This window comes from Amycolatopsis albidoflavus, from assembly GCF_039525725.1.
Classification (GTDB): domain Bacteria; phylum Actinomycetota; class Actinomycetes; order Mycobacteriales; family Pseudonocardiaceae; genus Amycolatopsis; species Amycolatopsis albidoflava.
Genome location: NZ_BAAAHV010000005.1, coordinates 271,117 through 296,608, shown reverse-complemented (window position 1 = coordinate 296,608; position 25,492 = coordinate 271,117). Strand labels below are relative to the sequence as shown.

The window sequence follows — 25,492 nt, the reverse complement described above, 5'->3', positions numbered from 1 at the left end:
GTGTTCCTGTCCCGCACCCTAGCCCTTGTTACCCGTGGGTAACCAGTGCAGTGGCCCGGTCGAGTGGGAGACGGCACACTCCCGGGGTCTTGTGGCATGGGGCACACTGGCGGGAACGCACCAACCGGACGGGGGACGGCAATGGCGCTTTTCCGGGCGAACCCGGCAGCCGAAATCGCGAAACTGCGCAAAAAACTGGCGAAAGCCGCGGATCCGGAATCCCCGGAGAGCCTCGCGATGCGCCACCGGATCGGCATCCTCCTGGTGGAAACCGGCGACTGGCCCGCGGCGGAGGAGCACTACACCGAACTCGCCGACGCCCAGGTGCGCGTCGCGGGCGATCAGCATCCGGGCACGCTCGGCGCTTGGCTGAACCTGGCGATGGCGAAGGCCGCGCTGGGCCAGATCGAGGACGCGGTGCACCTGATGGAGTCCACAGTGGACATCTACGAAGCCGTCAGCCCAGATGACCCGGCCACCATGCAGGCGCAGCTGGTGCTGTCGGAGATGTACTCGGTTTCCGGGGAGTACGACGAGGCGCTGGACGTGCTCAGCCGGCACCTGAACGCGTGCGTGGACAAGTTCGGCGAGTACCACGAGCTGACCATCGCGGGCGCGCGCCGGAAGGTGAGCGTGCTGCGGACGCTCGGCCGATACGACGAGGCTGGCTCTTTGAACTCCGGCCTGTCCCGTAAGCCGCGAGACGACTACGAACGCGATAGCGCCCGCGCGGTCGGCTTGCTGATCCGGGCGGAAGGCGGCGAGGCGAAGACGGTCCAGTACAAGGTGAGGGAACTCGCCGAGCAGTACCGCACGCCAGAGTTCATCGAGGTGCTCGCCGCGGTGCTGCTGCGAGCCGGAGAACCCGCGGAAGCGGCGGAGCTGTACCGCGCCGTGCTGTCCGCGCAACCGGCGGCGCAGCAGTGGGGCCCGGCCGCGGAATTGGCCCGCGCGTACCTGGAAAGCGGCCAGCTCGACGCGGCGGAAACCCTGGCCGGAGAGATCGCGGCGGCCGACGGTCTGCCGGACGGACACCCGCTGAAGCTCGGCGCCCGGGCGACATTGGCGCGGGTGGCCCGGGAACGCGGCCGGGATGCCGAGGCAGATCGTGAACTGGCGGCGGTCGCGGCGGGGTTGACGGAGGCGTTTGGTCCGAAGCATCCGGATGTCGTCGAGGTTTCTGGGTGGCTTAAGAAGGACTGAATCGCCGGGCGGGCAGACTGTCCAGGTGGGACTCTTCCGCACGAAGCCAGAGCCGGTCGACGAGATCGCCGCACTGCAGGCCGCCCTCGCGAAGGCGCGTAACCCGAAGAGCGCGCCGAACCTGCGTCGGCGGCTCCTGCTGGGCCAGTTGCTGCTCAAGAACGAGGACTGGGCGGCAGGGGAGCGGCACTACGCGGATCTCGTGCCCGCGTTGACGGAAGAATTCGGTCCGCGTGGGCCGGACACCCTTGCCGCGTGGGCGAATCTGGCGTACTGCCAGACTTCGCAGGCCCGTCCGGCGGAGGCGATCCCGCTGCTGGAACGCACCGCGGAGGTGTTCGAGGCAACCTGGGGCGCGCGCCAGCCGGGGACGTTCAAAACCCAGCTGCTCCTCGCGGAAGCCTACGGCGTGGCAGCGCAGTACGAAGACGCGCTCGCGGTGCTGGACGCGCACGTCGACTACTGCACCGCCGAACTCGGCCCGGCGCACGCCCGGACGAGAGCCGGACGACGCCGGAAGGTCGTCATGCTGCGCGCGCTGGCCCGGTACGAGACGGCCGAACAACTGCTGTCAGCCGAGGACGCGTTCGGTGAGACCGACGAGCAACGAGACGCGCTCCTCTTGGTGGTGCGAGCCGAAATCGGAGATCCGGAGGCGGCGATCGCTCCGCTGCGCGAGCTGTTCGAGAAGCGGCCAGAGCTGGGCGAGTCTCTGGCAACCGTTCTCCTGCTGGCCGGGCAAGCGCCCGAGGCAGCCGACCTGCTCCGCCAGGCACTGGGCGAAGCGCGAGGCCGAGGTGCGCTGACCCTCCGCACCACGCTCGCGCGAGCCTGCGTGGAAAGCGGCGATCTGGACGGAGCCAAGCAATCGGCGCGGGCGGTGCTGGCCGCTGGTGCCTGGCCAGCGGGACATCCGATGGTGCTCGGCCTCCGCGCGACGCTGGCCCGAGTCGCCGCCCGACGCGGCGACCGAGCGGGTGCGGCGGCGGAGCTGGAATCCGTGACAGCCGGGCTCAAAGCAATCCTCGGCGAAGCCCATCCGCGCGTCGCCCAGGCGGCCGGATGGCTTGCGGAGTGCTGACGGCCGCGGGCCTGAACCCGCGGCCGCCAACCGAAAATCACTCCGTCGAATCGTCTTCCGGCCGCACCGGAACCGGCGTCCCGTCCCGCAACTGCGGTTCCCGCAGCCGGAAAATCTCCTCGAACTCCCGGATCCGCGCTGCCCGGTAGTTCGGCACCTCGGCCGGGTCGAAGCGGTAGAACCCGGCTCCGTCCTGGAGACCTCGCCGCTGGCCGGTCATGTTCTCCTCGACGATCGCGGGCGCCTGGAACCGCTCGCCGAGTTCGCCGGTCAGGTAGCGCGAGGCGTAGTACAGGATGTCCCCGCCGCCCCAGTCGATGAATTCCAGCGGGCCCAGCACCGAAAACCGCGGGCCGAGACCCGCGCGCACCGCGAGGTCGATCTCGGCGGCGCCGGCCACCCCTTCCTCGACCATCCGCGCAGCCTCGTTCATCAGCAGCGCCTGCAGCCGCGGCACGATGTACCCGGCGGCGGGCCCGCAGACCACCGGCACCTTGCCGATTTCGCGCAGCAGTTCCACGAGCCGCTCGACCGCGGCCGGGTCGGTGTCGTCGCTCCGGCTGACCTCGACCAGCGGCATCAGCTCGGCCGGGTTGAGCCAGTGCGCGTTGACGACGCGCTCCGGCCGGTCGGCGAGTTCCGCGATCTGCGTGACCAGGAAGGTCGACGTCGTCGAGGCCAGCACCGCCGACGCCGGCACCTGCGAGCCGAGCCAGCCGAACACCTCGCGCTTGACGTCCATGACCTCCGGCACGGCCTCGAACACCACGGTCGCGTCGGCGAGTTCCTTCGCCGAACGGTCGCCCAGCGTCAGGCTTTCCAGCGCGTCGGCGTGGCCGGACATCGCGCGCAGCCGGTCGGCGAGGCGCTTGCGGACCTCGTCGCGCCGGAGCTGGCGTTCTTCCTCGGTGCGGTCTTTGACGTCCGCGAGCAACACCGGATGGCCCGCCGCGAGGAAGGCCAGCGCGATGCCCTCGCCCATCCGCCCGGCGCCGACGATCGCGATCACGACTGGACTCCGTCCTGCAGCAGCTTGGTCAGCCCGGCGCGGTCGAGATCGGCCAGGCCGAGGTTCTCGAACGTCCGTCCTTCAGCGTAGAAATCGCGGCCGGTGATCGCGGAACCCAAAGCCAGCAGGCCTTCCGCGACCGGCGTCGGCACCCCGGCCCACCGGCCCGCGGACACCAGCAGCGACAGCCCGAGCCGGGTGTCTTCGACCATGTAGCGGTGCGTGTGGAGGTCGATCTTCTCGCGCCAGTCGCCGCTGTCGGTCAGCCGCTCGTGCGCCGCGCGGCCGTACATCCACTCCTCGCCGTCGGTGGCGTAGTGATCGGCCAGCGGGAAGTGCGGCGCGCCATAGCCGAACGCCTCGCGCAGCGCGACCCGCTCGGCGTCGAGCGCGTCGGTGACGCTGCGGATCGACGGCTGCGTGCCCTCGTTGTGGATGTCCCAGGCGGCGAAATGCTCCAGCGGACCGGCGTTCATCGTGATCAGCGGCGGATGGATGATCGGGCCCGCGTTCATCAGCGCTCCGCTGAGCCCGTCGCCCGCGTCCTCGATGCTCGGGTACGCCTCGCGCAGCGTCTTGAACGCGCTTTCCGCCAGCCGCAACGGGAAAACCCCGGTCGGCAGCCGGGTCGCGTACCCGCTGATCACCACTTCGGCGTCGCCGTGCCGACGCGCGAGATACGGCAGCGTCCCGGCTTCGGCGAACGCGATCTCCGGACTCCCGCCCGCCGCGGCGACGGCCTTGGCGAACACCATCGAACCGAACGTGCCCGGCGGCAGGAAAACCACCTGGCCCTCGGTCAGCAGCGGGGCGAGCCGGGGAGCCAGGTCGTCGTGCGTGGTCGACGGCAGCGGGATCACGATCAGAGCCGCGCCGCGCACCGCCTCGGCGAGATCCGCCACCGGGTTGATCTCCCCGGCGCCGTCGCCCACCGGCACCGAACGGGAACCCCGGTAATCCCGGACGCCCACCGCCCCGGTCGCGCGCAACGCTTCCAACGCCTCGGCGTTCCGCCGCCACCAGCGCACTTCGTGGCCGTGCTCGGCGAGTTCCGCCACCGTGGCCCAGGAACCGTGCCCGCCCCCGAGAACCGCGATCTTCACTGTCATGTGCTCCTGTCTAGTACTGATGTGCTGTCGCACTTTCTCACGGGTCGACAAGGTCGGTCTCGCCCCACAACTGATCTTGCTGCTCGCGCACGATCCCGCCGAACTCGCCCGGGACGATCGTCCGGTACGGCCCGGATTCGACCGCGACCCGCGCGATCGTCTCGACCGCCGGGGCCGGATCGCGCTGCATGGCGAGGAAATCCGAAAAGTCGTGTTCCGAAGCAGGCGCGTTCTCCACGAGTTTTTCGTTGAACCCAGTGGAAAACGGCCCAGGTTCGACGACCCGTACCTCGATTCCGTGCGGTCGCAACTCCCGCCGGACCGCCTGCGCCATGGCTTCGAGGGCGAACTTGCTGGCCCCGTACGCACCCCCGCCGGGAGCGACGAACAGCCCCGCCACCGACGTGACGAACACGATCCGCCCGCCACGCCCGGCCGCGACGAGCCGGTCGGCGACCAGCCGCGTCAACTCGAGCGTGCCGAAGACGTTGACCTCGAACGTTTTCCGCACCACCGCGGAATCCGTGCGCAGGAGCGGTCCTTCGGCACCGAATCCGGCGTTGTTGAGCAGAACCGACGCGTCGAGCCCCGCAGCCGCTTCACGATCAGCCGGGTCGAGCAGATCAAGCCGGGAGACCTCCGCGGCGAGCCCGCGCTCGGCGAACGCCGCCCGCGTCGGTTCGACCTGATCGTCCCGTTCGACCGTGGCGAACACCCGGTGCCCACGCGCCGCGAGCGTCAACCCCGCTCCCAGCCCGAGGCCCGATCCCGCGCCCGTGATCAAAACCGACTCGCTGTGTTCTTCGCTTGGCCGACCCACGTGCGCAGTGTCGCTTGCGTCGCGGTCCGGCCTCAATCAGACTTCCGCCACATGGAAGCGAGACCCACCGCGGCGGCGCGGCTGCTGTCGGTGCTGGACTGCTTCAGCGCGCAGACGCCGGTGCTCTCGCTGACCGAGATCGCCCAGGCCGCGGGCCTGCCGTTGAGCACTGCGCACCGCATGGTCGGCGAACTGACCGAATGGGGTGCGCTCGCCCGTGATGATCGTGGCGGCTACCACCTCGGCCTGAAACTGTGGGAGCTCGGCTCGCTCTCGCTGGCCCGGGCCTCGATTCGCGACATCGCTCTGCCGTATCTGGGCGACCTGTTCGACGCGACTGGCGAGAACGTGCACCTCTCGGTGCTGGACGGAACTGACGTCGTGTTCCTGGCCCGGCTGGCCGGACACCGTTCGGTAGGAATCCTCACCACGACTGGCAGCCGTCTGCCCGCGAGTACCACCGCGACCGGTCGGGTGCTGCTCGCGCACGCTGCCGCCGATACTCGCGAATCTGCGCTGACTAGCCCGATTGCGGCGGAAACTCAGCACACCACGACTGACCCGGAGACCTTGCGCGGCGAACTCGCTGAGATTGCCCGTACTGGTTATTGCGTCGCGGATCGTCAGCTTGCCGACGACGCAGTAGCCGTTGCCGCGCCGATCCGCGATGCTTCCGGCCGGGTTACTGCGGCGGTCGCGGTTGTGGGGCGTCGGGAGACGACGTCGGTGGCGCATCTGGTGCCTGCGGTGGTTACGACGGCTACGGGGGTGGGGCGGTCGCTTGGTTATCGCAGGTCGGTTCGTCGGCGGGGTTGATTTGGCGGGGTAGGTCACCAGCTGTGTTTTTTGGCGTCGGCTCCGCCGCCGCGTGCGGGATCGCTTTTAGCCGGCGTTTGGGGGCTGCCCGGCGTGAGGGGCCTTCGGCCTGTCACGCCGGGCAGCCCCCAAACGCCGGCGCGATCCCGCGTGGTGGGCGAGTGAGCGGTCAGGGCTGGGTCTGGTTGCGGAAGTCGTGGGCTCGTGTCCGGAGGTTTAAACCTCGACTTGAGGTCTAGACCAACCGGCCGTTATTCGGAAGCGGTGCTGTGCAAGGCCTTGCTCAGGGCTGCCACGGTCAGCTCGACCTGCCACGGGCGTGCCCCGCCTGCCCGTAGGGCGTTCGCCACTGCGTCTTCCGCGAGGTCAGCCGGGGGGCGCCAGCAGGTGCGGCGGACGAGATCTGGCAGCAGCAGGTTTTCTACCGGCAGTTTGCGGTCTTCGGCGATCGCGGCCAGTGCGGCTCGGGCTGCGGCCAGGCGGGCGGCGGCGTCGGGGTCTTTGTCGGCCCAGCGGTTCACCGGCGGCGGGCCGTCGTTGGGCTGGCTCGGGCTTGGCAGTTCGCTCGCCGGCAGCGCTTTCGCTGCCTGCAGGTGCCGTAGCCAGCTGGCGGTGTACTTGCGCTGTACGCGTCCGCTGAACACTGGCAGCGCCTGCAGTTCCTCGACTGTCTTCGGGTCTGAGGTCACCGCGTTGACGATCGCGCTGTCCGGCAGGATCCGGCTCGGCGCGCGGTCGCGCTTGCGGGCCAGTTCGTCGCGGGCCTGCCACATCTCCCGCACCGCGGCGAGGCCGCGCGGGCTGCGGATCTTGTGCACCCCGGACGTCCGGCGCCACGGTTCGGCGCGCGGCGCGGGCGGGGGAGCGGTGCGGACCGCCTCGAACTCCTGCTGCGCCCACTCCAGCTTGCCCTGCGCCGCCAGCTCGGCTTCGAGCTTCGCGCGCAGTTCGTTGAGCAGCTCGACGTCGAGAGCCGCGTAGTTGAGCCAGTCGATCGGCAGCGGCCGCTTCGACCAGTCCGCGGCGCTGTGCCCCTTTTCGAGCGTGTACCCGAGCAGCAGCTCCACGAGCGTGCCCAGCGCGACGCGTTCGTACCCCGCCAGCCGTCCGGCCAGCTCGGTGTCGAACAGCGACAGCGGCCGCAGGTCCAGTTCCGCCAGGCACGGCAGGTCCTGGGACGCGGCGTGCAGCACCCATTCGGTGTCGTTGAGGACGTCCCGCAGCGGGGCGAGGTCGTCGGCGAGCGCGATCGGGTCGATCAGCACCGTGCCGGAGCCTTCGCGGCGCAGCTGGACGAGATAGGCCTTCGGCCAGTACCGGTAGCCCGACGCCCGTTCGGTGTCGACGGCGACGGCTCCCGTGCCCGCGGCGAGCCGCGCGCACGCCTCGGCGAGCGCGACGGGATCGGTCACCACCGGAGGGGTGCCTTCGGCCGGTTCGCGGAGCAGCACCGGCGTTCCGGAGGCACCGGAGTTCTCGGTGGTCTCGTCTCCGGTCCGGGCTCCGTCCGCCTGTGCAGTTCCCATGTCCGACGACCCTACGGGACGAGCGGACCGCGCCTGGTCCGCCCGCCCCGCAGGGACGTGGTTCGTCGTCGTCAGCGGATCACGCCGGCTCGCATCGCCAGCGCGACCATCTGCGCCCGGTCGCCCGTGCCGAGCTTGCGCCCGATGCGGGACAGGTGGGACTTGACGGTGAGCGCGGAGAGGGAAAGCTCCTCCCCGATCTCCTTGTTCGACTGCCCGTCCGCGACGAGCTGGAGCACCTCCACCTCGCGAGCCGACAGCTCGCGCGGGGTGTTGTCGGTGCCCGCCACTCGCGTGCCGGTCGCCAGGACCGGAGCCACGCTCGGATCCGCGTAGACGCCGCCTTCGAGAACCCGGCGCACGCCGTCGGTGACTACCACCGGCGACGCCGACTTCAGCAGGTACGCCTGAGCTCCGGCCTGGAACGCGGAGCGCACCGCGTACGGGTCGTCGGAGGATGCCAGGACCACCACGCGCGGCCAGCCGTGGCTACGGAGTTCCGTAACCAGCTCGATGCCGCTGCCGTCCGGCAGTCCGAGATCGAGGATCGCCAGGTCGCACGGGCCGGTGGCCTGTGCTCGCGCCCTCGCCTCGGCCACCGTGGCGGCCTCGTGGACAGTGCCCGCACCCATCTGTGCGAGTCGTGCTGCGATTGCCTCCCTCAACAGCGGGTGGTCATCGACCACCAACACGGAAAAAAGCTCTTCCCGCGGGTGCGGAACCATGCTCGCCGGCAAAGCACCGGCTGGCGTGGATCGGACGGCCTGAGATAAGCCGACGGTAGCCACGTCACTACCTCCCTGGAGTCGGTCGTGCCCCCCGACCGGCACCGGGACCTTCGGCCGTTCAGCCGCGCCAGCTTTAGACCGAAAGTGGTGTCGTCCCAGGCACTGTAGCCGTCCGGACGCCGTTGCGGGGGGATCGAATGGGTATCTATCCGAAACAGTTCGTCACTCAGCGAGGTCGTTGTAACACGATCGGACTAACGATCGGAGTCTTGTTAACGACTGGCGACCCGGCCGCGATGCACCTGAGTTACCGGCATTGAAACGGGCGTGCAGATGGCCCGTGCACCTGCGGGTGCTGGCGGAGCCGGGCCGCCGCCCCGGCGGCCCGGACCCGGAAATGCGCCTCGGCCGGGGCAAGATCATTTTCTTTCACGTTTTGCCGCGCGCTCGGCCCGGCCGTCGGCGTCGTGGCGGAGGTGCTGAAAAGGGGCTCGGAACCGCGTCGAGGCTGGTTACCGGGGGTTCACTGCCTGTGATCGCGCCCGGCCACGAACGTGCGGCATCCGGAGCAGCGGCCGCCGCGGTCCACGATGGACGGTCGGCGGCGGGCGCCGGCGAAGCCCCGCCGAAGATCCCGGCGGAGAGCTGGGCGGGCGCGAATCCGCCCGGGAAGGCGCGTTCGTGCGCGTGCAGGCACCGCGAAGAGGCTGCCCGACCGGGTGAACTTGGGAAATCAGGAGCTCTGGCGCTGCTCGAACAGCGTGACGCCCACCGGCGGCAGCCCCACGACGCTCGCCATCACCTGGCAGAACGCGAGCCCGTGCGGGCCGAGCGCGGCGTCGGTCGGGGTCCAGGAGGCGCGCAGTTCGAGGTCGTCGGTGCGGGCCGGGCCGGAGATGTCGCCGAAGCGAGCTGAGGACGTCTCAGTGACCGTGCCGCCGAGCGCCTTCCACGAAGCGCCGGAGGCTTCCAGCGCGTCGGTGAGCCACGACCAGCCGACCGCGGGCAGGAACGGGTCCGTGGCGAGTTCCCGGTCGAGTTCGGCGCGCACGTACATGACCAGCCGCATCACGCCGTCCCAGCCTTCTTGGCCCTCCGGATCGTGCAGCAGAACCAGCCTGCCGGACGCCTCGACGTCGGCGGGTCCGGAGACCTCGCAGCTCAACGCGTACGACCACGGCGCGAGCCGCTGCGGCGCGCGCATCGTCTCCAGGCGGATCTCCGGGCGCGGCCGGACGGCTTGCAGCGCCGCGACGGCTTCGCGGAAGAGATCGGGCACTGGCGTCATCGCGGTCACGCACCGACTGTAGGGCGGCGACGCCCCGTTGCGGACGCAGGCGCGCCGAGCGAGACCCACCCGCGACCCGGCGGACGGCTCCGGGCGCCCTCCGTCCCTCCTGCCGTGGCCGCTCCCGCTGCGCCGTCGGCGAGGTCCTGCGCGGCGAGTGTGGGTCGTTGCGCAGCGGCCGGGCTGGTCGTGGCGTGTCGGTGGTGAAGACGTCGCCAATGCCGCATTGGTTGCCTCGCTCGCACCGAATGCCGCGCTGGAGTGCGGGGAACGCCACGTCGGTTGCTTCGCACGCAGCCGACAGCGCATCAGATGGGGTGCGCCGGATGCCTGAACGCTGCTTTGGACGCACGGCACGCACCCAACCCCACCCGAGGCGCGCCCACCACCACGTTGAATGCGTGCGGCGCAGCGAACACCACATTCGTTCCTCACACGCAGTGAATGCCATGCCAAGTGCATCGAATGCGGCGGATACAGCATTGAGGCTGGGCTGGAGTTGCCGAATCCGGTGCCGAGGCGCGCGGGATCCCGCGGCGGACACGGTCACCGGCGGAGGCGTCGGGGCTCATTGGGCACGGGGCGGCCCAGGACTGTCGGACCCGCGTGGGACCATGGGGGTCGTGCCTCAGGTTTCGTCCGCGCCCGTCGGCGCTCCGTCCGTTTCGCCCCGTCGCGCCCTGCCCGGCTCGGCTTTCCTCGCCGCCGCGCGCGGCGAGCGGCCCGCGCACGTCCCGGTGTGGTTCATGCGCCAGGCCGGCCGTTCGCTGCCGGAGTACCGCGCGCTGCGCGAGGGCGTCCCGATGCTCGACGCGTGCTTCGACCCGGAGATGCTCGCGGAGATCACGATGCAGCCGGTCCGCAGGCTCGGCGTCGACGCGGCGATCCTGTTCAGCGACATCGTGGTCCCGCTCAAGGCAGCCGGCCTCGACATCGACATCGTCCCCGGCACCGGCCCGGTCGTGGCCTCGCCGATCCGCGACGCGGACGCGGTGCGCGCGCTGCCGAAGCTCGAACCGGAGCAGGTCGCGAAGGTCGCCGAGGGCGTCCGGCTGCTGGTGGACCGGCTCGGCGAGACGCCGCTGATCGGGTTCGCCGGAGCGCCGTTCACGCTGGCCAGCTACCTGATCGAGGGCGGCCCGAGCCGCAACCACGAGCACACCAAGGCCTTGATGCACTCGCAGCCCGAGGTCTGGCACGACCTCGCCGCGCGCTTGGCCAACATCGCCGCGACGTTCCTGCGCGCCCAGCTTGACGCGGGCGTCGACGCGGTGCAGCTGTTCGACTCGTGGGCCGGTGCGCTGTCCGAGCGCGACTACCGCGAGTTCGTGCTGCCGCATTCGGCCCGGGTGCTGGCGGTGGCCGGCGAGTACGAGGTGCCGCGGATCCACTTCGGCGTCGGCACCGGGGAGCTGCTCGGCGCGATGCGCGAGGCGGGCGCGGACGTCGTCGGCGTCGACTGGCGGATCCCGCTCGACGTCGCGGTCCGCCGGCTCGGCGGCAAGGTGTCGGTGCAGGGCAACCTCGACCCGGCGCTGCTGTACGCGTCGTGGCCGGTCCTGGAGGCCGAGGTGCGCCGGATCGTCGAGGAGGGCCGCGCGGCTCGCGGGCACGTGTTCAACCTCGGCCACGGCGTTCTGCCGGGGGTGGACCCGGAGGTGCTGAAGCGCGTCGTCGACCTGGTGCACTCGCTGTGAAACACGTCGCGGTCGTCGGCGGCGGGATCTCCGGGCTGGCCGCGGCGTACCGGTTGCGCCGACTGCTCGGCGACCGGGTCACGATCAGTGTTTTCGAGAGCACGGCCGCGATCGGCGGGAAACTGCGCACGGCGGAGGTCGGCGGAGTCAGCTACGACGTCGGAGCCGAAGCGTTCCTCGCCCGGCGGCCCGAGATGGTTTCGCTGGTCGAGGAGGTCGGTCTCGCCGATCGCCTGGTGCATCCGACGAAGGCGCGCGCCAAAATCCACGCGGGCGGTTCGGTGCAGAGTCTGCCGCCCGGCACCGTGATGGGAGTCCCGGCGTCCGCGGATTCCGTCGCGGGCGTGCTGTCTGAAGACGGGCTGCGCGCGGTCGAGAAGGAACATTCGCTCGGCCCAGTCGAGCTGGGCGACGGTGACCTGCCGCTCGGGCCGCTGCTGCGCACGCGGTTCGGAGACGAGCTGGTGGACCGGCTGGTCGACCCGCTGCTGGGCGGCGTGTACGCGGGCGGGGCCGACGGTCTGGGCCTCCGCGCGACGATGCCCGGCTTGGCCAACGCGATCGAAGGCGGCGCGGGTTCGCTCACCGAGGCTGCTTCCTCGCTGCTGCCGAAAACACCGGGCACCGCACCGGTTTTCGGCAGTCTCACCGGAGGCTTGCGAGGATTGCTCGACCGGCTGCTGGAGCTCTCCGGAGCTGAACTGCGCACTTCGTCGACGATCCGCGCGCTCACGCGGACGCCGTCCGGCTGGCGTCTGGAGTTCGGTGCCGCCGCCCCTGCGCACGCGCCCGCAGACAGTCCCGTTGACGCGGACGCCGTGCTGCTCGCGGTGCCCGCCCCGGCCGCGCGGAAGTTGCTCGACGGCGTCGTCCCGGCGGCTTCGACCGCGTTCGGCGAGGTCGAACTGGCGTCGATGGCGGTCGTCGCGTTCGCGTTCCCGCCGGGCACTGAGCTGCCCGACGCGTCCGGAATCCTCATCGGCGCGGGGGAGCGGGACGCGGAAGGCGTGCCGTACGCGTCGAAGGCGTTCACGTTCTCGTCGAACAAGTGGGCGCACTTCGGCGGCCCCGGCCCGGTGCTGGTGCGCGGTTCGGTCGGCCGGTTCGGCGAGCCCGGCGCGTTGAACGGCGACGACGATTCGCTGGTCGCGGCGGTCCGCGCGGATCTGGCCCGGCTCGCCGGGGTCACCGCGAAGCCGATCGACACCCTGGTGACGCGCTGGGGCGGCGGCCTCCCGCAATACGGCACCGGGCACCTGGAGCGGGTCACGCGGATCGAGGCCGCGGTGGCGGACATCCCAGGCTTGGCCGTGGCGGGCGCCACGCTGCACGGCGTCGGCCTGCCGGCCTGCGTGGCCACGGCCGATGCCGCCGCCCGGCGGATCGCGGAGCAGCTCTTCGTGTGACGGAGCCCCATGGCGATCGCCGTGCGGGCAGTGCCAGGATGGAGCTATGGCGCGGCTGAATTACAACGAACTCAACGACACGATCCGCTACACCACGTGGTCGGTCTTCCGGATCGAACCGGGGAAGTTGGGGGAGGACCGCGGCGCCGCGGGCCGTGAGACGGCCGAGTACCTCGACGGGCTCGAGGCCAAGGGCGTCGTCGTCCGGGGCGTGTACGACGTGTCCGGCCTCCGTGCCGACGCGGACTACATGATCTGGTGGCACGCCGAGGAGATCGAGCAGGTCCAGGCCGCCTACACCGGCTTCCGGCGCACGCCGCTCGGCCGCGCGTCCACGCCGGTCTGGAGCCAGACCGCGCTGCACCGGCCCGCCGAGTTCAACAAGAGCCACGTGCCCGCGTTCCTGGCCGGCGAGGAGGCGCGCAAGTACATCTGCGTGTACCCGTTCGTCCGGTCTTACGACTGGTACCTGCTGCCCGACGAGGAACGCCGCAAGATGCTGGCGGACCACGGCAAGGAGGCGCGGGACTATCCGGACGTGCGTGCCAACACCGTCGCGTCCTTCGCGCTCGGCGACTACGAGTGGATCCTCGCCTTCGAGGCCGACGAACTGCACCGGATCGTCGACCTGATGCGCCACCTGCGCAACACCGAGGCCCGTCGCCACGTGCGCGTCGAGATCCCGTTCTACACCGGCACGAAGGTGCCGCCCGCCGAGCTCGTCGCGGCTCTGCCGTAACCGCCGGTGCAGGACGTACTCGCCGGGGCCTGGCAGTCGCTCGCCGGGGAACCGCTGCCCGCCGTGTCCTTGACCGGCGACGAATCCGTGCTGCCCGGGCACTTCCGGGTCCCCGCCATGGCGACCGCCAGCATCGCCGCGGCCACACTGTCCGCCGGCGAACTGCTTCGCCTGCGCGGCATCGACCCCGGCACCGTGTCGGTCGACACCCGGCACGCCGCGGCCGCGTTCCGCAGCGAGCAGCTGCTGCGTATCGACGGCGAGCCCGCGCCGAGCCCATGGGGCCCCATCGCGGGCGACTACCGCGCCGCCGACGGCTGGATCAAGCTGCACTGCAACACCTCACGGCATGAAGCGGCGGTCTGCTGGGCGCTCGGCGTCCCGGCGACCCGCGAAGCGGTGACGAAGACCGTGGCCGCGAAATCCATGGCAGAGGTCGAATCCGCCGTGGTGACCGCGGGCGGCGCGGCAGCGTTGATGCGCTCGCGTGAGGACTGGCTGGCGCATCCCCAAGGCCAGGCCGTCGCGGAGCTGCCACTGGTCGAGCTGGACCGAATCGGCGACGCGCCAAAGCGCACGCTGTTCGACTCGGACCGCCCGATGGGCGGCGTCCGCGTCCTGGAGCTGACGCACGTGCTCGCCGGCCCCGTCGCAGGCCGCGTGTTAGCGGCGCACGGCGCGAACGTGCTGCACGTCGGCGCCGCGCACCTGCCGCGGATCCCCATGCTGACCATGGACACCGGCCAAGGCAAACGCTCCGCCTTCGTCGCGCTCGACACCGAGGGCGGCCGCGCGAAGCTGAAGAAGCTCATCGCCCGCGCGGACGTCCTGGTCCAGTCGTTCCGCCCCGGTGCACTCGCCCGGATCGGCCTCGGCCCGGAACAACTCGCCGAACTGCGCCCCGGCCTCGTGGTGGCGGACCTCTCGGCGTACGGCTGGACCGGCCCGTGGGCCCGCCGCCGCGGCTTCGACAGCCTCGTGCAGATGTCGTCCGGCATCGCCGAGGAGTACGCCACCGACGCTCCGGCGCCGCTGCCCGCGCAGGCCCTCGACCACGCGACCGGCTGGCTGACCGCCGCCGCGATCATGACGGCCATCCGCCGCACGGTCACCGACGGCGGCAGCTGGCACGCCCGCCTCTCCCTCGCCGGCACCGGACGGTGGCTGGATTCCTTGGGCCGCAAGGACCCGGAACCGTCCGAAGTGGACTACACGGACGTGCTCGAGACGGTCGACAGCGACTTCGGCCAGATGACCCGGGTACGGATGGCCGGAGAGCTGCCAGGTGCGCAGCCGCATTGGGACCACCCGTCGCACAAGCCTGGCGCGGACACCCCGGTGTGGTCGCCGGTCGTGCCGCAGCCAGTTCCGTGAGCACAGCTGGTTTCGCGGGCGCTGTCGGTCCCGCGAGCGCAGCCGTTTCGTGAGCGCCGTGCGAGTCCGGTGAGCGCAACCAGTTCAGCGAGTTGCCACCGGACGGTGGGAGCCGCACCGGCCCGGTGGGCACCGCCGGTCTCGTGCGCGCAGGCAGGTCCGCGGATGCCCTGGCCCGCCAGCGCCGCGGCGGTTTCGTGCGTTCAGCCAGTCCCGTGAGCGCTGCCGATCCCGCAATCACCCGGTCTGCGAGCGTCCCGGCCTGCGAGCACCGCGCCGATCTGCAAGCACCGCCAGTCCTGCAGGCACCGCGCCGGTCACCAGCCTCGCGAATCCCACCAGCCAACACCGCTCGCGCCACACCGGCTAAATCGGCATAAGCCCTCCCGCGATCCGCTTGTCCGGATAAGCCGCCAGCCCGCCCAACGCGACAAGCTCGGCCGGTCCTGAATTACGGCCCCCAGCACCCTGCTGTTCGGCCTGGGCGAGCACCGTCGCCCCAGCGGTCGTCGGCGGCAGCGACTTGACCGTCCGCTCGCCGAACGTCTTGGTGATCCGCTGACTGCCGACCAGACAGAGCCAGAGCGTCAGCCCGGTCTCGATGAAAACAAGCAGCACCATGACGTTCAGGTGAGACCGGCCGACGTCGTAGACCAGCCGGGCCACGCCGATCGCCAGCACGAGCACCGCGATCGCGGTCAGCGTGGACCCGAGGCTCGTCAACGGCCTGCGCCGGCTGACCAGCCGCCGCTGGACCAGATCGGTTTCGAGCGTCCGTATCGCAACCTTGACCGCCGAGGACCGCGCGATCCACGACGCCAGGAGACCTCGACCGGCCGCCTGGTGCACGGCTTGCTCGACCGGCGGCGACGCCGGTGGCGGACCGGCGGCGGCGACCTCGCCCAGCGGCCCGACCTGCAGCTGGCCGCGCGAGAGCAGTGCCGCGATCGCGGTTTCCACCACCCGAGGCCGTCCGTCGGCCAAGTACGCGACGTCGTAGGCATCGCGCGGCACGGCGGCCGACTCCGGCGCGGACGCCTGCGTGGCCAGGTTGTTCTTGCCCATGGCCAGAATGCTCAACACGCCCACGGCGGTGGCCGCGTAGACGAGATAGATCGGGCTCAAGGCAGCCCAGAATCCGTTCACGACAGGTTCCCTCCCTCCCGGTCCGGCAGAGATTGGACAACACCGCCGTAACCAGACATGTCGCCAGCGTAACTACCACCACCGACAAAAACGGAACGGGCTCAGCGGCGAAACCATCTGCGCCGGGGTTTGGGCAGGTCACCGCGGGCGACGAGCCACTCCGCGAACGCGTCGGCATACTCGCGCGCCCGGATCGAAGTCGTCTTCGGACGCTCCGCCGCGTAGGCGTCGAACAACGGCCGATACCGCGAGCCCAGCGCCTCAGGCAGGTCTGGTCGCAGGTACGCCACCAGCCGCCGCCGCTTGGCGAGCAGCACGTCGGCCTCGATGCGCAACCGCGAGGCATCGAAGCCGGACGGCGCCTCCGACCCGGTCAACAGGCTGTCCAGCAACGCAGCCTGCCGAGCAGCCAGTTCTTCCCGGCTCACAGGGTCACCGCGGTCCGCAACGCGACCAGTTCGGCAGCGAGTTCGGAATCGGTGGGGTAGTCGTCGTCGCGCTCCAGAAGAACACCCGGCGGGTCCGTGCGCCGACGCAGTTCGGAGAGCAGATCCAGCACCTCCGGCAGCACCGGATGCGCGTGCGTGTCGTGATAAACCCCGTCGCGCTCCACGCCGCCCGCCATGTGCACGTACGCCAGCCGCTCCCACGGAATCCCGTCCAGGAACGCCACTGGATCGGTGCCCACGTTGCGCGCGTTCGCGTACAGATTCGCGACGTCGATGATCAGCAGGCAGCCGGTCCGTTCGGTCAGCTCGGTGAGGAATTGTTCCTCGGTCAGCTCGTTTTCCGGCCATTCCAGCAGCGCGGCGATGTTCTCCAGCGCCAACGGCACGTCCACAATGGACTGAGCGAGCCGGACGTTGTCCACCAGCACGTCCAGCGCCTCGCGAGTGCGCGGCAGCGGCATCAGATGCCCGGAATCGAGCCCGCCCGCGCGGACGAAGCACACGTGGTCGCTGGCCAACGGCGCGTCGAGGACCCGCGCCAGCTCGGCCAGATGCTCCACCCGCGCGGTGTCCAGCGGCTCGGCCCCGCCCAGCGACAGCGACACCGCGTGCGGCAGCACCGGCATCCCGCGATCCTTCAGCGCCAGCAGGCTTTCCGGCAGATGCGGGGCGTGCAGGTTCTCCGCGACCACCTCGACCCAGTCGACGCCCGGCAGCCGCGCGATCGACAGGTCCAGTTCCGGCCGCCAGCCGATGCCGATCCCCAGCCGGTCAGCCACCGCACCCACCTCCGCCTCCGCATCCGCCGCTACCGCCGCAGGACGATCCGCCGCCGGACGAGCTTCCCGCGCCGCTTTTCAGCGCCAAGCTTGTCGCATGGTCCGGATACAGCGCGAACCCGCCCAGCGCGACCAGGGAAGCAGCCCCGGCGAGCAGCGCGCCGGACTGTGCCCGCCGGGCCGCCGGATCGGTCCGCACCGCGGCGACTATCGCTCGCCCGGCCTTGGTCAGCTGGACTTTCGGCCGCTTGCGGCTGGTCACCGCCAGTACCAGGAGAATCGCGGTGACCGCCAGCAGCACCGTCAGCCCGCCTGTCGGCCGGTGCAGCGCAGAGCCGTTCGCCCAGCGCGCCAGACCGACCAGGAGCACGGCGACGTAAACGAGAACCACGCCCGTCGCGAAGCGAGCGGAAGCGACCGCGACCAGACCGCGCTGGCGGAGGTCGTTCCCGATGCTCCGCACCGGCGCGGAAACCGCTTCCGCCGTACGCAGCGTCGCGGCCGTCCGGGGCCGACTCCGCACGGCCTCGTAGACCGCCTGTTCAACCGGCCCCGTCGGCGCTCCGGAGACAGCGGTGAGCTGGCCCTTGGTGTCGACCCGCAGCAACCCGCGTTCGAGCAGCGCCGCGATCGCCGTGTCGACTGTGCGGTGGTGCCCGCCAGCGAGGTAGGCGACTTGATAGACGTCGAGCGGCCGGTGCACGTCCGCAGGTGCTTTCGGCCCGACTCGCGGCCAGGCCAGTTGCACCGCCAGCGTCAAGGCCAGCGCCGCTCCGTAGATCGCCAGGAACTGCGGGCCGGAGATCCCCCACGGTTCGTGCACGACGTCTCCCTCCTCGGTCCGGATACCCTGCTGACGCCCGGACCGCGCGGTTCGTTGCGTCTATCCGCCGCAGCCGCCCCCGCCGCCGCAACTGCTGCCTCCGCCGCACGAAGACCCGCTGCTGCACGAGGAACCACTGCTGCACGACGATCCGCCGCTCGAGCCGCCGCCTCCGGTCCAGCCGCCCCCGCCGCCGCTGAGCAGCGCCGTGCTCATCTCGTCGTCCGGATACAGCGCGATCCCGCCGAGCGCGACCACCGCCGCGGCCCCGACGAGCACTGCTCCGCCGCCGTTGCCGCTTGTGGAGGCGAACTCCTCAGGCCGCTCCTGCGCGGCTTTCGCGTCTTCGCGAGCCCGCACCACGATCGCGTGGCCCGCGTCCGTCGCCCGGGACGTCTGCGTGCCCTTTCGGGACGTGTAAGCGATCAGCGTCAGAATCCCAGCCACGAAGAGCAGCCCGATCAGGCCGCCGATCGGCCGGTCCAGCTGCGCTCCGTTGACCGCGCGCACGATGCCGATCAGCAACAGTGCCGCGTACACCGCCACAACGCCGATGCGGAAGCGGTCCAGTCCGTCGCCGACGGTCACCAGCCCGCGCCGCTCGAGGTCTTCGCGGATCTTGTCCACTTCCGCCCGGACCACCGGCAACCTGCGCACTGTGGCAACGGTCGCCGTGCCGCCCTGCGCGGCGTCGTGCACCGCGCGTTCCAGCCTCTTGCGAGCCGGTCGCTTGCCGATCGCGCTCAGCTTGCCTTTGCTGCTCACGCGCAGCAGTTCTTGCTCTAGCAGCGTCGCGATCGCGGTGTCGACCGTGCGGTCCGAGCCGCCGGCCAGGTAGGCGAGCTGGTAGACGTCCGGGCGCAGCGGCGCCTCGACGGCGACGGGCGCGTTCCGCCGCCGGGACCGCGCGATCGACGGCCAGCTCAGCTGCACCAGCAGCACGACGGCCAGCGCCAGGCCGTAGATCAGCAGGAATTGCGGGCCGGAAATGCCCCACGGTTCGTCCACGGTTTCCCCCTCTTTTCCGCGTTGCCGGAACCCTAACCGGCCCGATGCCGGAGGCTGTCGGCAGAACTGACGCGGCTGATGTCCGATTCGTTCCCGGCTCAGGTGTTCCCGCCGCCGCAGCCCCCGCCGCCTCCTCCGCACCCGCTGCCGCAGCCGGACCCGCATCCCGAACCGCCGCACCCGGACCCGCAGCCCACCCCGCCGCAGCCGGACCCGCAACCCGCTCCCGCGGTCCAGTACCCGCCTGCTCCGGCGAACCCGCCCGTGACGCCGGTACCCGCGACAGCCGCCCGTGCCTGCCGGGTCGCGGGGAGCCCGCGGAGCAGCGCGACCCGCAGTTCGCGATCCGGATGGTTCGAAAGCCCGCCGACCGCGACGCTGCCCGTCAAGCCGCTGATGAGGCTCTGGTCCGGCCACGCCGCTTCAGCAGCCTCGCGTCCGGCATCGGTCGGCCGGGTCCACCGGGCAGCCCGGCGACGGGACAGCGCGGCGACCGCGAACCACCCCGGCAGCAGAAGCGAAATCAGCACAAAGCCGTTCAGTCCGCCGACGAACGCGGCCACCCCGGCCGCCGTGAGCACCGCCTCTTCGATCGCGGTCCACTTCCACGCCCGTTGCAGCGCTTGGCCGTCGACGAGCAGACCGCGCTTGGTCAGGTCGTCGACCAGCTCGCGGACCGCATCGCCCCAGACGAGACCGCGCAACACCGTCGCGATCCCGACCCCTGTGCCGGCCAGCTCAGCGGCTTCCCGGCTCAGATCGTCGGACGGTTCGGTCGGCGTGCGATACAGCCGTCCCACGGAATCCGCCCGCAGCTGCTCCCGCTCCAGCATCGAGGTGACCGTCGTTTCGGCGACTCGGATCGGGCCATTCGTCAGCAACGCGACCTGTGCCGCGGACGTCAGCCGGGTTTCGGGATGCCTGCCGCGGCGCAACCGGGCGGCGGTGCGCAGCCCGAGCCACCAGCAGACCAGCGCCAGCACCAGGATCAGCGCGGCCGGCATCGCGCGTTCGATCGTCCACTCCATCACGGACCCCCTCCGGATGAACAATCCACGCTACCTGCCCCGCCGGGGTTGCCGCCGGACGAAAAACCGCCCTCCCCGGGACGGGAAGGGCGGTCTTGGGGGACCCGAGCGTCAGTCGCCGGATTCCTCGACGAGCTTCAGGGAAATCGAGTTGATGCAGTAGCGCTGGTCCGTGGGGGTCGCGTAGCCCTCGCCCTCGAACACGTGCCCGAGGTGGCTGTGGCACGAGGCGCACAGCACCTCGATGCGCCGCATGCCCATGGTGCGGTCCTCGCGAAGCAGCACCGCGTCCGAGTCCGCCGGGTCGTAGAACGACGGCCAGCCGCAGTGGCTTTCGAACTTCGTGTCGCTGCGGAACAGCTCCGCGCCGCAAGCCCGGCACTCGTACACGCCGGTGGTCTTGGTGTCGGTGTACTCGCCGGTGAACGGCCGTTCGGTGCCGGCTTGCCGGAGCACCGCGTACTCCTCGGGGCCCAGCTGCTCCCGCCATTCCTGGTCGGACTTCACCACGCGGGGAGTGGTGCCGACGACGGGTTTCATACCTTTCACCCTTCCCACGTTACCTGGAGAGAAAAGCGACCGTGTGCAGCGCGATGTCCCAGGCGGTGACCAGCAGCCCGAGCACGATCAGCACCACGACCAGCGCGGACACCCAGTAGCGGAGCCCGCCGGTGCGGCTGCTGGACTCGGCGAAGTCGGCGACCTGGTCCAGGCACGCCTCGACGGTGAAAGTCGGCCCGGTGCGCTCCATCCGGTCGAGATGAGCGGCGAACGCACGGGCCTCCGGGTCGTACGGATCCAGCCCGACCAGATCCTCGTGGAACCGAGGATTCCAGCCCGGCGGCAGAGCTCCGTTCTCGGCCATGCCTCAACGGTAGGCTATTCGCCCCGCCGGACCCACCTCTGCGGCGAGTGTCACTGCGCGGAGGAACTCGCTAGGTGCCCGAGGCCGGAGCATCCACCTTGGTGTTGCTGTCGATGCGCATCTGCCCGCCGATGATGACGATGTGATAGGGACGGCGAACGCCGTTGAGTTCCATCGTCAGATCCAGCGAGCCGTCGGGGTTGGGGGAGCCCAGAGCGCGAGCGCTCCGGTACCCCTGAACCTTGTGGCTGTCGTCGTCCGCCCAATAGGCCGCGTAAGCCTCTTGCGAGCCGTAGACCGCTTGCGCCGCAGGCGTCAGCAAGTTCCAGCCTTGGCCGGGGGCCGGATAATAACTGTCGGTGAGAAAGCGGCCAGCCGCACCGTAATCGGTGATCTTGCCTTCCGACGGGGTTTTGCCCAGACCCGCGGGGCTGGCGGAGCTGCTGGGCGCGTTGCTGGGCGAAGCGGTCTGGCTCGCGGGCGGCTGGTTGCCCGGCGGCTGCGCATTCGAACCCCCGCTCGTGCCCCGGCTGTTGCTCAGCACCAGGAACACCACCAACGCCACCACGACAACCGCCGCAGCCCCGCCGACGAGGAACGCCAGCTTCTTCTTCCGCGCCGCAGCAGGCGAAACCCGCGCCCCCGACCCGGCACCGGAGTAGTTCGGCGCAGCAGCAGTAGGCGAAGGCCGCACCGCAGGCTGCGCACGCGGCGGCGTGTTCGGCGGGGGAGCGGGACGCGAAGGCGCGTTCATCGGCATGAACGCCGCAGTCGGCGTCCGCGGCGGATTCGACGGAGCCTTGGGCGCAGCCGCGGCAGCAGCCGCCGGAGCGCCGGAACGTGCCCACGGCGGCCGGGACCCGTTGCTCCCCGGACCGCGATTCCCCGACAGCAACTGCTGCGGCGCGGCAGGTTCCCCGGTCGCCAGCGACGCCAGCCGCTCGCGTGCCTCGGCCATGCTCGGCCGCTCGGAAGCCTCGCTGCGCAGCAGGCTCATCAGCAACGCGGTTGCCGGACCGGCCTGCGTCGGCGGGTTGACCTGGCCGTTCGCCGCCGCGTACAGCAGCGCGAGCTGGTTCGTGGTGTTGCCGTACGGCGTCTGTCCCTCGATCGCCTGGTACAGCGTCGCGCCGAGGGCGAAGACGTCCGAGCTGGGCACTGGGTCGGCGCCGCGAGCCAGCTCAGGCGCGAGGTACGCCGGGGTGCCGCCGATGAGGCCGGTCTGGGTGAGCGTCATGTCGCCGGCCGCGCGGGAGATGCCGAAGTCGGTGATCTTCGCGGTGCCGGTTTCGTCGATCAGGATGTTGCCGGGCTTGACGTCCCGGTGCACGATCCCGGCGCGGTGCGCGGCCACGAGCGCCGCGGCGACCTGCTCGCCGATCCGTGCGACCTGGCCGACCGGCAGCGTGCCCTGGTCGGACAGCACCGCGGACAGGCTCGGGCCGTTGAGGTACTCCATGACGAGACACGGGTCGCCGCCGTGCTCGGCGACGTCGAACACGACGATCGCGTTGGGGTGCTGGAAGCGGGCGGCGTTCTTCGCCTCGCGCATGGCGCGCTGGCGCATGTTGTCGCGTTCGGCCTCGGAGACGCCCGGCTGCGGCAGGATCTGCTTGATCGCCACGGACCGCTCCAGGCGCACGTCGACGGCACGCCACACCACGCCCATGGCACCGCTACCAATGTGCTCGACAAGGCGGTAGTGCCCCGCGATCAGCTGCCCGGTGTCGATGACGCCCGCTCCTGACGAAAGTCCCGTGATCGTGTTCGTGCGCAGCACGGATGCCCCTCGCGCACCCGGACGAGTGTAGCGGTCGGAAGTACCTGCCCGCCGTCAGCCAGCCGGTGCCGACGGCACGGGAGCCTCCGGCTCGGCGGCTGGGACGCGCTTCCTCAGCACTCGCACCAATCCTGCCGCGCCGAGCGCCGCGAAGACCGCGTAGCAGGCCAGCAGAGCGGGCGGCGTGTCGCCGGTCAGCGCGTCCGCGAAAACCACCACCGCGATGGTCCCGGGGACGCTCCCGAGCGCCGTTCCGGCAAGGTACGGAAGGAGTTTCACGGACGAAACGCCGCACAAGTAGTTCATCACCGAAAACGGGACGACCGGGATCAACCGCAGCGATGTGATGGCGAGCACGCCGCCGTCGGACAGCCGGTCGTTGACGGCCCGCACCGGCGCGCGGTGCAGGTGCCGGAGGATCAAGTCCCGGCCGAGCAGCCGGGCCAGCCCGTACGCCAGCGCGGCGGCGATCGTGGTGGCCGCCAACGCGATCAGCACTCCCGCGACGCTCCCGACGAGCAACCCGGCGGCCAGATTGAACACGGTGCGCGGAATCGGCGCGACGGTGAGCAACGAGTAAGCCACGAGGAGTACCAGCGGAGTCATCGATCCGGTCGCCGCGGCCCACGTGCGCAACTGCGCCGGACCCGGGATCGGCAGCCACAGCGCGGCGGCGCCGAGAAGAGCTAGCACGACCAGGGCGACGATCAGCTTGGTTCTCCCGGACACCCCGCCACGGTACGGCACTCGCGGCTACGGTGGCCGCATGGCCAAAAACGGCGATCCGGTCGAATACCAGGTGGGGGAGCGCACCGTCCGGGTGTCGAGCCCGGACAAGGTCTATTTCCCCGAACGCGGCATCACGAAGCGGCAAGTCGTCGAGTACTACCTCGCCGTGGCCGAGCCGTTGCTGCGGGCGATCGGCGAGCGGCCGACCACGTTGAAACGCTACGTCGACGGAGTCACCGGCGAGTGGTTCTACGCCAAGCGCGTGCCCAAGGGCGCGCCGGACTGGCTGGAAACCGCGCGGATCGCCTTCCCGTCCGGCCGCACCGCCGACGAGGTCTGCCCGACCGAGCCCGCGGTGTTCGCCTGGGCGGCCAACCTCGGCACCTTCGACTTTCACCCGTGGCCGGTGCGCCGTTCCGACGTCGACCACCCGGACGAACTGCGGATCGACGTCGACCCGCCGGAGCGCGCCGGGTTCGCCGACGCGGTCGAGGTCGCCGGCGTGGTCCGCGAGGTGCTCGCCGACGCCGGGCTCACCGGCTACCCGAAGACCTCCGGCGGCCGCGGCGTCCACGTCCTCGTGCGGATCCGCCCGGAATGGGACTTCATCGCGGTGCGGCACGCGGTGATCGCGCTCGGCCGCGAGGTCGAACGGCGGATCCCGGACAAGGCGACGGTGTCCTGGTGGAAGGAGGAACGCGGCGGTCGCGTCTTCCTCGACTACAACCAGGCGGCGCGGGACCGGACGGTCGCGTCGTCCTGGTCGGTGCGCGGCACCCCGCGCGCGACCGTCTCGACGCCGCTGACCTGGGATTTGCTGGCCGACGTCGACCCGGACGACTTCGACGTGCTGACCGTGCCCGACTTCCTCGCCAAGCACGGCGACCTGCACGCGCCGATGGACGAGACGGCGTTCGGCCTGGAGACGCTGCTGGAGTGGTACGAGCGCGACGACCGCGACCTTGGCGGCGCGGAGCTGCCGTATCCGCCGGACTATCCCAAGATGCCCGGCGAACCGAAGCGGGTGCAGCCGAGCAAGGCCCGATCCGACCAGGCGTGATCGTCCGATTGCCGGGTGTGATCACTCTGGGTGATCAACATTGCGGGGAATTTCTGTGATGTTTCCGCAGGTCGTACCGATTTTTCCGAGGTCGATTACCATGGGGCGCGCTGCTGACTGGTAACGCGCCGGGGTCGAGGTGCGACTATTGCCGGGGCCGTAGGGGGCCAGGCCTCGGAGGAGGGAGACGTCGTGGACGACCTGATCGCGTTCCTCGCCGCGCGCGTCGGACAGCGGCAGGCGCTGATCATGCAGGCGGTGCAGAAGGGCAAGGCCGGCGAGCCGCTGAACCGCGGAGAGGCCAAGGTCGGGCTGGAGGAGCGGGTCCGTTCGCTCGGCGATCTTGAGCTTGACGTGGTCAATCAGATGATCAACGAGATCGAGGCGACTCGGCGGATCATGCTCGCCCATCGGACCACGGTGTCGGAGAAGGTGCCCGGGTTTCCGTTGTACGGCAGTGAGTATTGGTGTGAGACCTGTCATGTGCCTGCGGACGAGGCTGGGTCTAATTGGTGTTTGACGTTGCGGTTGCTGGCGTTGCCGTATGCGGAGCATCCGGATTACAGCGAGCGGTGGAGGCCGTAGGGCGGCTCGTCGCCTGGCGGCGACATTGCGCACGGTGGTTGCGTGGGGCACCCCGAAGCTGATTGTTACGACGGACGGCGGGTGCTTGTCAAGGCGGGAAAGATGCCTTGACAAGCACCCGCCGTCCGCGTTTTTGGCTTCGTATCGGGGTGCGGGGGTGGTGTGGGTGCCTCGATGGTTGGGTGCATCGGTGCGGTTGGGTGGGTGGTTGGGGCTTGCGCCCCAATGTGGCATTGGGTGCATGTGGCGCACCGAACGCCACATTGGGTGCGTGGGATGCACCCAACGCCACATTGGGTGCGTCGCGGTGGCGGGGTCTTGGGGCTGTGAAGGGCTCCTTGAGGGAATCTGATTCCGTGAGGGGCTCCTTGAGGGAATGCTTGTCCGTGAGGGGAACCCCGAGGGACTCTGAGTCCGTGAAGGTGGCCCTCACGGACGGTGGGG

At 70.6% G+C, this 25,492-nt stretch carries 25 protein-coding genes; 9 read left to right on the top strand and 16 right to left on the bottom strand.

Annotation, left to right across the window (positions count from 1 at the left end):
• Nucleotides 1-141 precede the first annotated feature (141 nt).
• A complete protein-coding gene (locus tag ABD156_RS05890; RefSeq protein ID WP_344267503.1) occupies nt 142-1,203 on the top strand; it encodes a tetratricopeptide repeat protein in 1,062 nt (353 codons plus the stop codon).
• A gap of 25 nt (nt 1,204-1,228) precedes the next feature.
• Nucleotides 1,229-2,284: a tetratricopeptide repeat protein gene (locus ABD156_RS05885; RefSeq protein WP_344267501.1), complete on the top strand. Its 1,056-nt coding sequence runs from the start codon at nt 1,229-1,231 to the stop codon at nt 2,282-2,284.
• 37 nt (nt 2,285-2,321) lie between these two features.
• On the opposite strand, the gene ABD156_RS05880 is transcribed toward ABD156_RS05885, so the two are convergent.
• From ABD156_RS05880 to ABD156_RS05870, 3 genes are read right to left on the bottom strand one after another with little or no spacing between them, the layout of a single operon-like run.
• Nucleotides 2,322-3,293, bottom strand: coding sequence for a 3-hydroxyacyl-CoA dehydrogenase NAD-binding domain-containing protein (locus ABD156_RS05880; protein ID WP_344267499.1), 972 nt, complete (start codon nt 3,291-3,293; stop codon nt 2,322-2,324).
• Entirely contained in the window at nt 3,290-4,402 is a 1,113-nt protein-coding gene (locus ABD156_RS05875; RefSeq protein WP_344267497.1) for an NAD/NADP-dependent octopine/nopaline dehydrogenase family protein, read from the bottom strand. Before ABD156_RS05875 ends, ABD156_RS05880 begins: the two co-directional genes overlap by 4 nt.
• A 37-nt stretch (nt 4,403-4,439) precedes the next feature.
• Nucleotides 4,440-5,222, bottom strand: coding sequence for an SDR family NAD(P)-dependent oxidoreductase (locus ABD156_RS05870; RefSeq protein WP_344267495.1), 783 nt, complete (start codon nt 5,220-5,222; stop codon nt 4,440-4,442).
• Between the two features lie 51 nt (nt 5,223-5,273).
• On the opposite strand from ABD156_RS05870, the gene ABD156_RS05865 reads away from it, so the two are divergent.
• Complete coding sequence (locus ABD156_RS05865; RefSeq protein WP_344267493.1) at nt 5,274-6,038, top strand: IclR family transcriptional regulator; 765 nt, start codon at nt 5,274-5,276, stop codon at nt 6,036-6,038.
• 251 nt (nt 6,039-6,289) lie between these two features.
• Here ABD156_RS05865 and ABD156_RS05860 read toward each other — a convergent pair whose 3' ends face one another.
• From ABD156_RS05860 to ABD156_RS05850, 3 genes are all read right to left on the bottom strand, one after another.
• On the bottom strand, nt 6,290-7,564 hold the full coding sequence (locus ABD156_RS05860; protein ID WP_344267492.1) for an HRDC domain-containing protein: 1,275 nt from the start codon (nt 7,562-7,564) through the stop codon (nt 6,290-6,292).
• 71 nt (nt 7,565-7,635) lie between these two features.
• Nucleotides 7,636-8,352: a response regulator transcription factor gene (locus ABD156_RS05855; protein ID WP_033291604.1), complete on the bottom strand. Its 717-nt coding sequence runs from the start codon at nt 8,350-8,352 to the stop codon at nt 7,636-7,638.
• Between the two features lie 673 nt (nt 8,353-9,025).
• Nucleotides 9,026-9,589, bottom strand: coding sequence for a DUF3000 domain-containing protein (locus ABD156_RS05850; RefSeq protein WP_344267488.1), 564 nt, complete (start codon nt 9,587-9,589; stop codon nt 9,026-9,028).
• Between the two features lie 605 nt (nt 9,590-10,194).
• Between ABD156_RS05850 and hemE the strand changes: the two genes are divergently transcribed.
• The 4 genes from hemE to ABD156_RS05830 are packed head-to-tail and all read left to right on the top strand — an operon-like array spanning nt 10,195 to nt 14,796.
• The gene (gene hemE, locus ABD156_RS05845; RefSeq protein WP_344267486.1) at nt 10,195-11,277 is read left to right on the top strand and encodes a uroporphyrinogen decarboxylase; all 1,083 of its coding nucleotides are present in this window, start codon (nt 10,195-10,197) and stop codon (nt 11,275-11,277) included.
• Entirely contained in the window at nt 11,274-12,683 is a 1,410-nt protein-coding gene (gene hemG / locus ABD156_RS05840; RefSeq protein ID WP_344267484.1) for a protoporphyrinogen oxidase, read from the top strand. The genes hemE and hemG overlap by 4 nt, the downstream gene beginning before the upstream one ends.
• Before the next feature lie 46 nt (nt 12,684-12,729).
• On the top strand, nt 12,730-13,422 hold the full coding sequence (hemQ, locus tag ABD156_RS05835; protein WP_101434650.1) for a hydrogen peroxide-dependent heme synthase: 693 nt from the start codon (nt 12,730-12,732) through the stop codon (nt 13,420-13,422).
• A 6-nt stretch (nt 13,423-13,428) separates the two neighbouring features.
• Nucleotides 13,429-14,796: a CoA transferase gene (locus tag ABD156_RS05830; RefSeq protein ID WP_344267480.1), complete on the top strand. Its 1,368-nt coding sequence runs from the start codon at nt 13,429-13,431 to the stop codon at nt 14,794-14,796.
• Nucleotides 14,797-15,162: 366 nt separating this feature from the next.
• On the opposite strand, the gene ABD156_RS05825 is transcribed toward ABD156_RS05830, so the two are convergent.
• The 10 genes from ABD156_RS05825 to ABD156_RS05780 all read right to left on the bottom strand — a co-directional run bounded on the left by ABD156_RS05825 (nt 15,163) and on the right by ABD156_RS05780 (nt 23,403).
• The gene (locus tag ABD156_RS05825) at nt 15,163-15,942 is read right to left on the bottom strand and encodes a TIGR04222 domain-containing membrane protein (RefSeq protein WP_344267478.1); all 780 of its coding nucleotides are present in this window, start codon (nt 15,940-15,942) and stop codon (nt 15,163-15,165) included.
• Between the two features lie 101 nt (nt 15,943-16,043).
• Nucleotides 16,044-16,370 carry an SCO6045 C-terminal-like domain-containing protein gene (locus tag ABD156_RS05820; RefSeq protein WP_344267477.1) on the bottom strand — a complete coding sequence of 109 codons (327 nt, stop codon included), beginning with the start codon at nt 16,368-16,370 and terminating at the stop codon, nt 16,044-16,046.
• A complete protein-coding gene (locus tag ABD156_RS05815) occupies nt 16,367-17,170 on the bottom strand; it encodes an MbnB/TglH/ChrH family RiPP precursor modification enzyme (RefSeq protein ID WP_344267475.1) in 804 nt (267 codons plus the stop codon). Before ABD156_RS05815 ends, ABD156_RS05820 begins: the two co-directional genes overlap by 4 nt.
• Nucleotides 17,163-17,993 carry a TIGR04222 domain-containing membrane protein gene (locus ABD156_RS05810; protein WP_344267473.1) on the bottom strand — a complete coding sequence of 277 codons (831 nt, stop codon included), beginning with the start codon at nt 17,991-17,993 and terminating at the stop codon, nt 17,163-17,165. The genes ABD156_RS05815 and ABD156_RS05810 overlap by 8 nt, the downstream gene beginning before the upstream one ends.
• Before the next feature lie 60 nt (nt 17,994-18,053).
• The gene (locus ABD156_RS05805) at nt 18,054-19,001 is read right to left on the bottom strand and encodes a TIGR04222 domain-containing membrane protein (protein WP_344267471.1); all 948 of its coding nucleotides are present in this window, start codon (nt 18,999-19,001) and stop codon (nt 18,054-18,056) included.
• A 98-nt stretch (nt 19,002-19,099) separates the two neighbouring features.
• The gene (locus ABD156_RS05800; protein ID WP_344267469.1) at nt 19,100-20,029 is read right to left on the bottom strand and encodes a TIGR04222 domain-containing membrane protein; all 930 of its coding nucleotides are present in this window, start codon (nt 20,027-20,029) and stop codon (nt 19,100-19,102) included.
• Between the two features lie 111 nt (nt 20,030-20,140).
• Nucleotides 20,141-20,569 (bottom strand): peptide-methionine (R)-S-oxide reductase MsrB, encoded by a 429-nt coding sequence (gene msrB, locus ABD156_RS05795; protein WP_344267467.1) that lies wholly within the window; start codon nt 20,567-20,569, stop codon nt 20,141-20,143.
• A 19-nt stretch (nt 20,570-20,588) separates the two neighbouring features.
• On the bottom strand, nt 20,589-20,894 hold the full coding sequence (locus ABD156_RS05790) for a hypothetical protein (protein ID WP_344267465.1): 306 nt from the start codon (nt 20,892-20,894) through the stop codon (nt 20,589-20,591).
• A gap of 70 nt (nt 20,895-20,964) precedes the next feature.
• Entirely contained in the window at nt 20,965-22,611 is a 1,647-nt protein-coding gene (locus ABD156_RS05785; RefSeq protein WP_344268497.1) for a serine/threonine-protein kinase, read from the bottom strand.
• Between the two features lie 117 nt (nt 22,612-22,728).
• Nucleotides 22,729-23,403 (bottom strand): TVP38/TMEM64 family protein, encoded by a 675-nt coding sequence (locus ABD156_RS05780; protein WP_344267463.1) that lies wholly within the window; start codon nt 23,401-23,403, stop codon nt 22,729-22,731.
• A 37-nt stretch (nt 23,404-23,440) separates the two neighbouring features.
• Between ABD156_RS05780 and ABD156_RS05775 the strand changes: the two genes are divergently transcribed.
• On the top strand, nt 23,441-24,463 hold the full coding sequence (locus ABD156_RS05775) for a DNA polymerase domain-containing protein (RefSeq protein ID WP_344267461.1): 1,023 nt from the start codon (nt 23,441-23,443) through the stop codon (nt 24,461-24,463).
• Nucleotides 24,464-24,655: 192 nt separating this feature from the next.
• A complete protein-coding gene (locus ABD156_RS05770; protein ID WP_116206681.1) occupies nt 24,656-25,048 on the top strand; it encodes a DUF6221 family protein in 393 nt (130 codons plus the stop codon).
• Nucleotides 25,049-25,492: the final 444 nt, after the last annotated feature.

Coding starts and splice junctions, on each gene's coding strand:
- hemE (WP_344267486.1), top strand. CDS start 10,195: ATGGGGGTCGTGCCTCAGGTTTCGTCCGCGCCCGTCGGCGCTCCGTCC.
- ABD156_RS05865 (WP_344267493.1), top strand. CDS start 5,274: ATGGAAGCGAGACCCACCGCGGCGGCGCGGCTGCTGTCGGTGCTGGAC.
- msrB (WP_344267467.1), bottom strand. CDS start 20,569: ATGAAACCCGTCGTCGGCACCACTCCCCGCGTGGTGAAGTCCGACCAG.
- ABD156_RS05860 (WP_344267492.1), bottom strand. CDS start 7,564: ATGGGAACTGCACAGGCGGACGGAGCCCGGACCGGAGACGAGACCACC.
- ABD156_RS05890 (WP_344267503.1), top strand. CDS start 142: ATGGCGCTTTTCCGGGCGAACCCGGCAGCCGAAATCGCGAAACTGCGC.
- ABD156_RS05875 (WP_344267497.1), bottom strand. CDS start 4,402: ATGACAGTGAAGATCGCGGTTCTCGGGGGCGGGCACGGTTCCTGGGCC.
- ABD156_RS05790 (WP_344267465.1), bottom strand. CDS start 20,894: ATGGCCGAGAACGGAGCTCTGCCGCCGGGCTGGAATCCTCGGTTCCAC.
- hemQ (WP_101434650.1), top strand. CDS start 12,730: ATGGCGCGGCTGAATTACAACGAACTCAACGACACGATCCGCTACACC.
- ABD156_RS05775 (WP_344267461.1), top strand. CDS start 23,441: ATGGCCAAAAACGGCGATCCGGTCGAATACCAGGTGGGGGAGCGCACC.
- ABD156_RS05800 (WP_344267469.1), bottom strand. CDS start 20,029: ATGGAGTGGACGATCGAACGCGCGATGCCGGCCGCGCTGATCCTGGTG.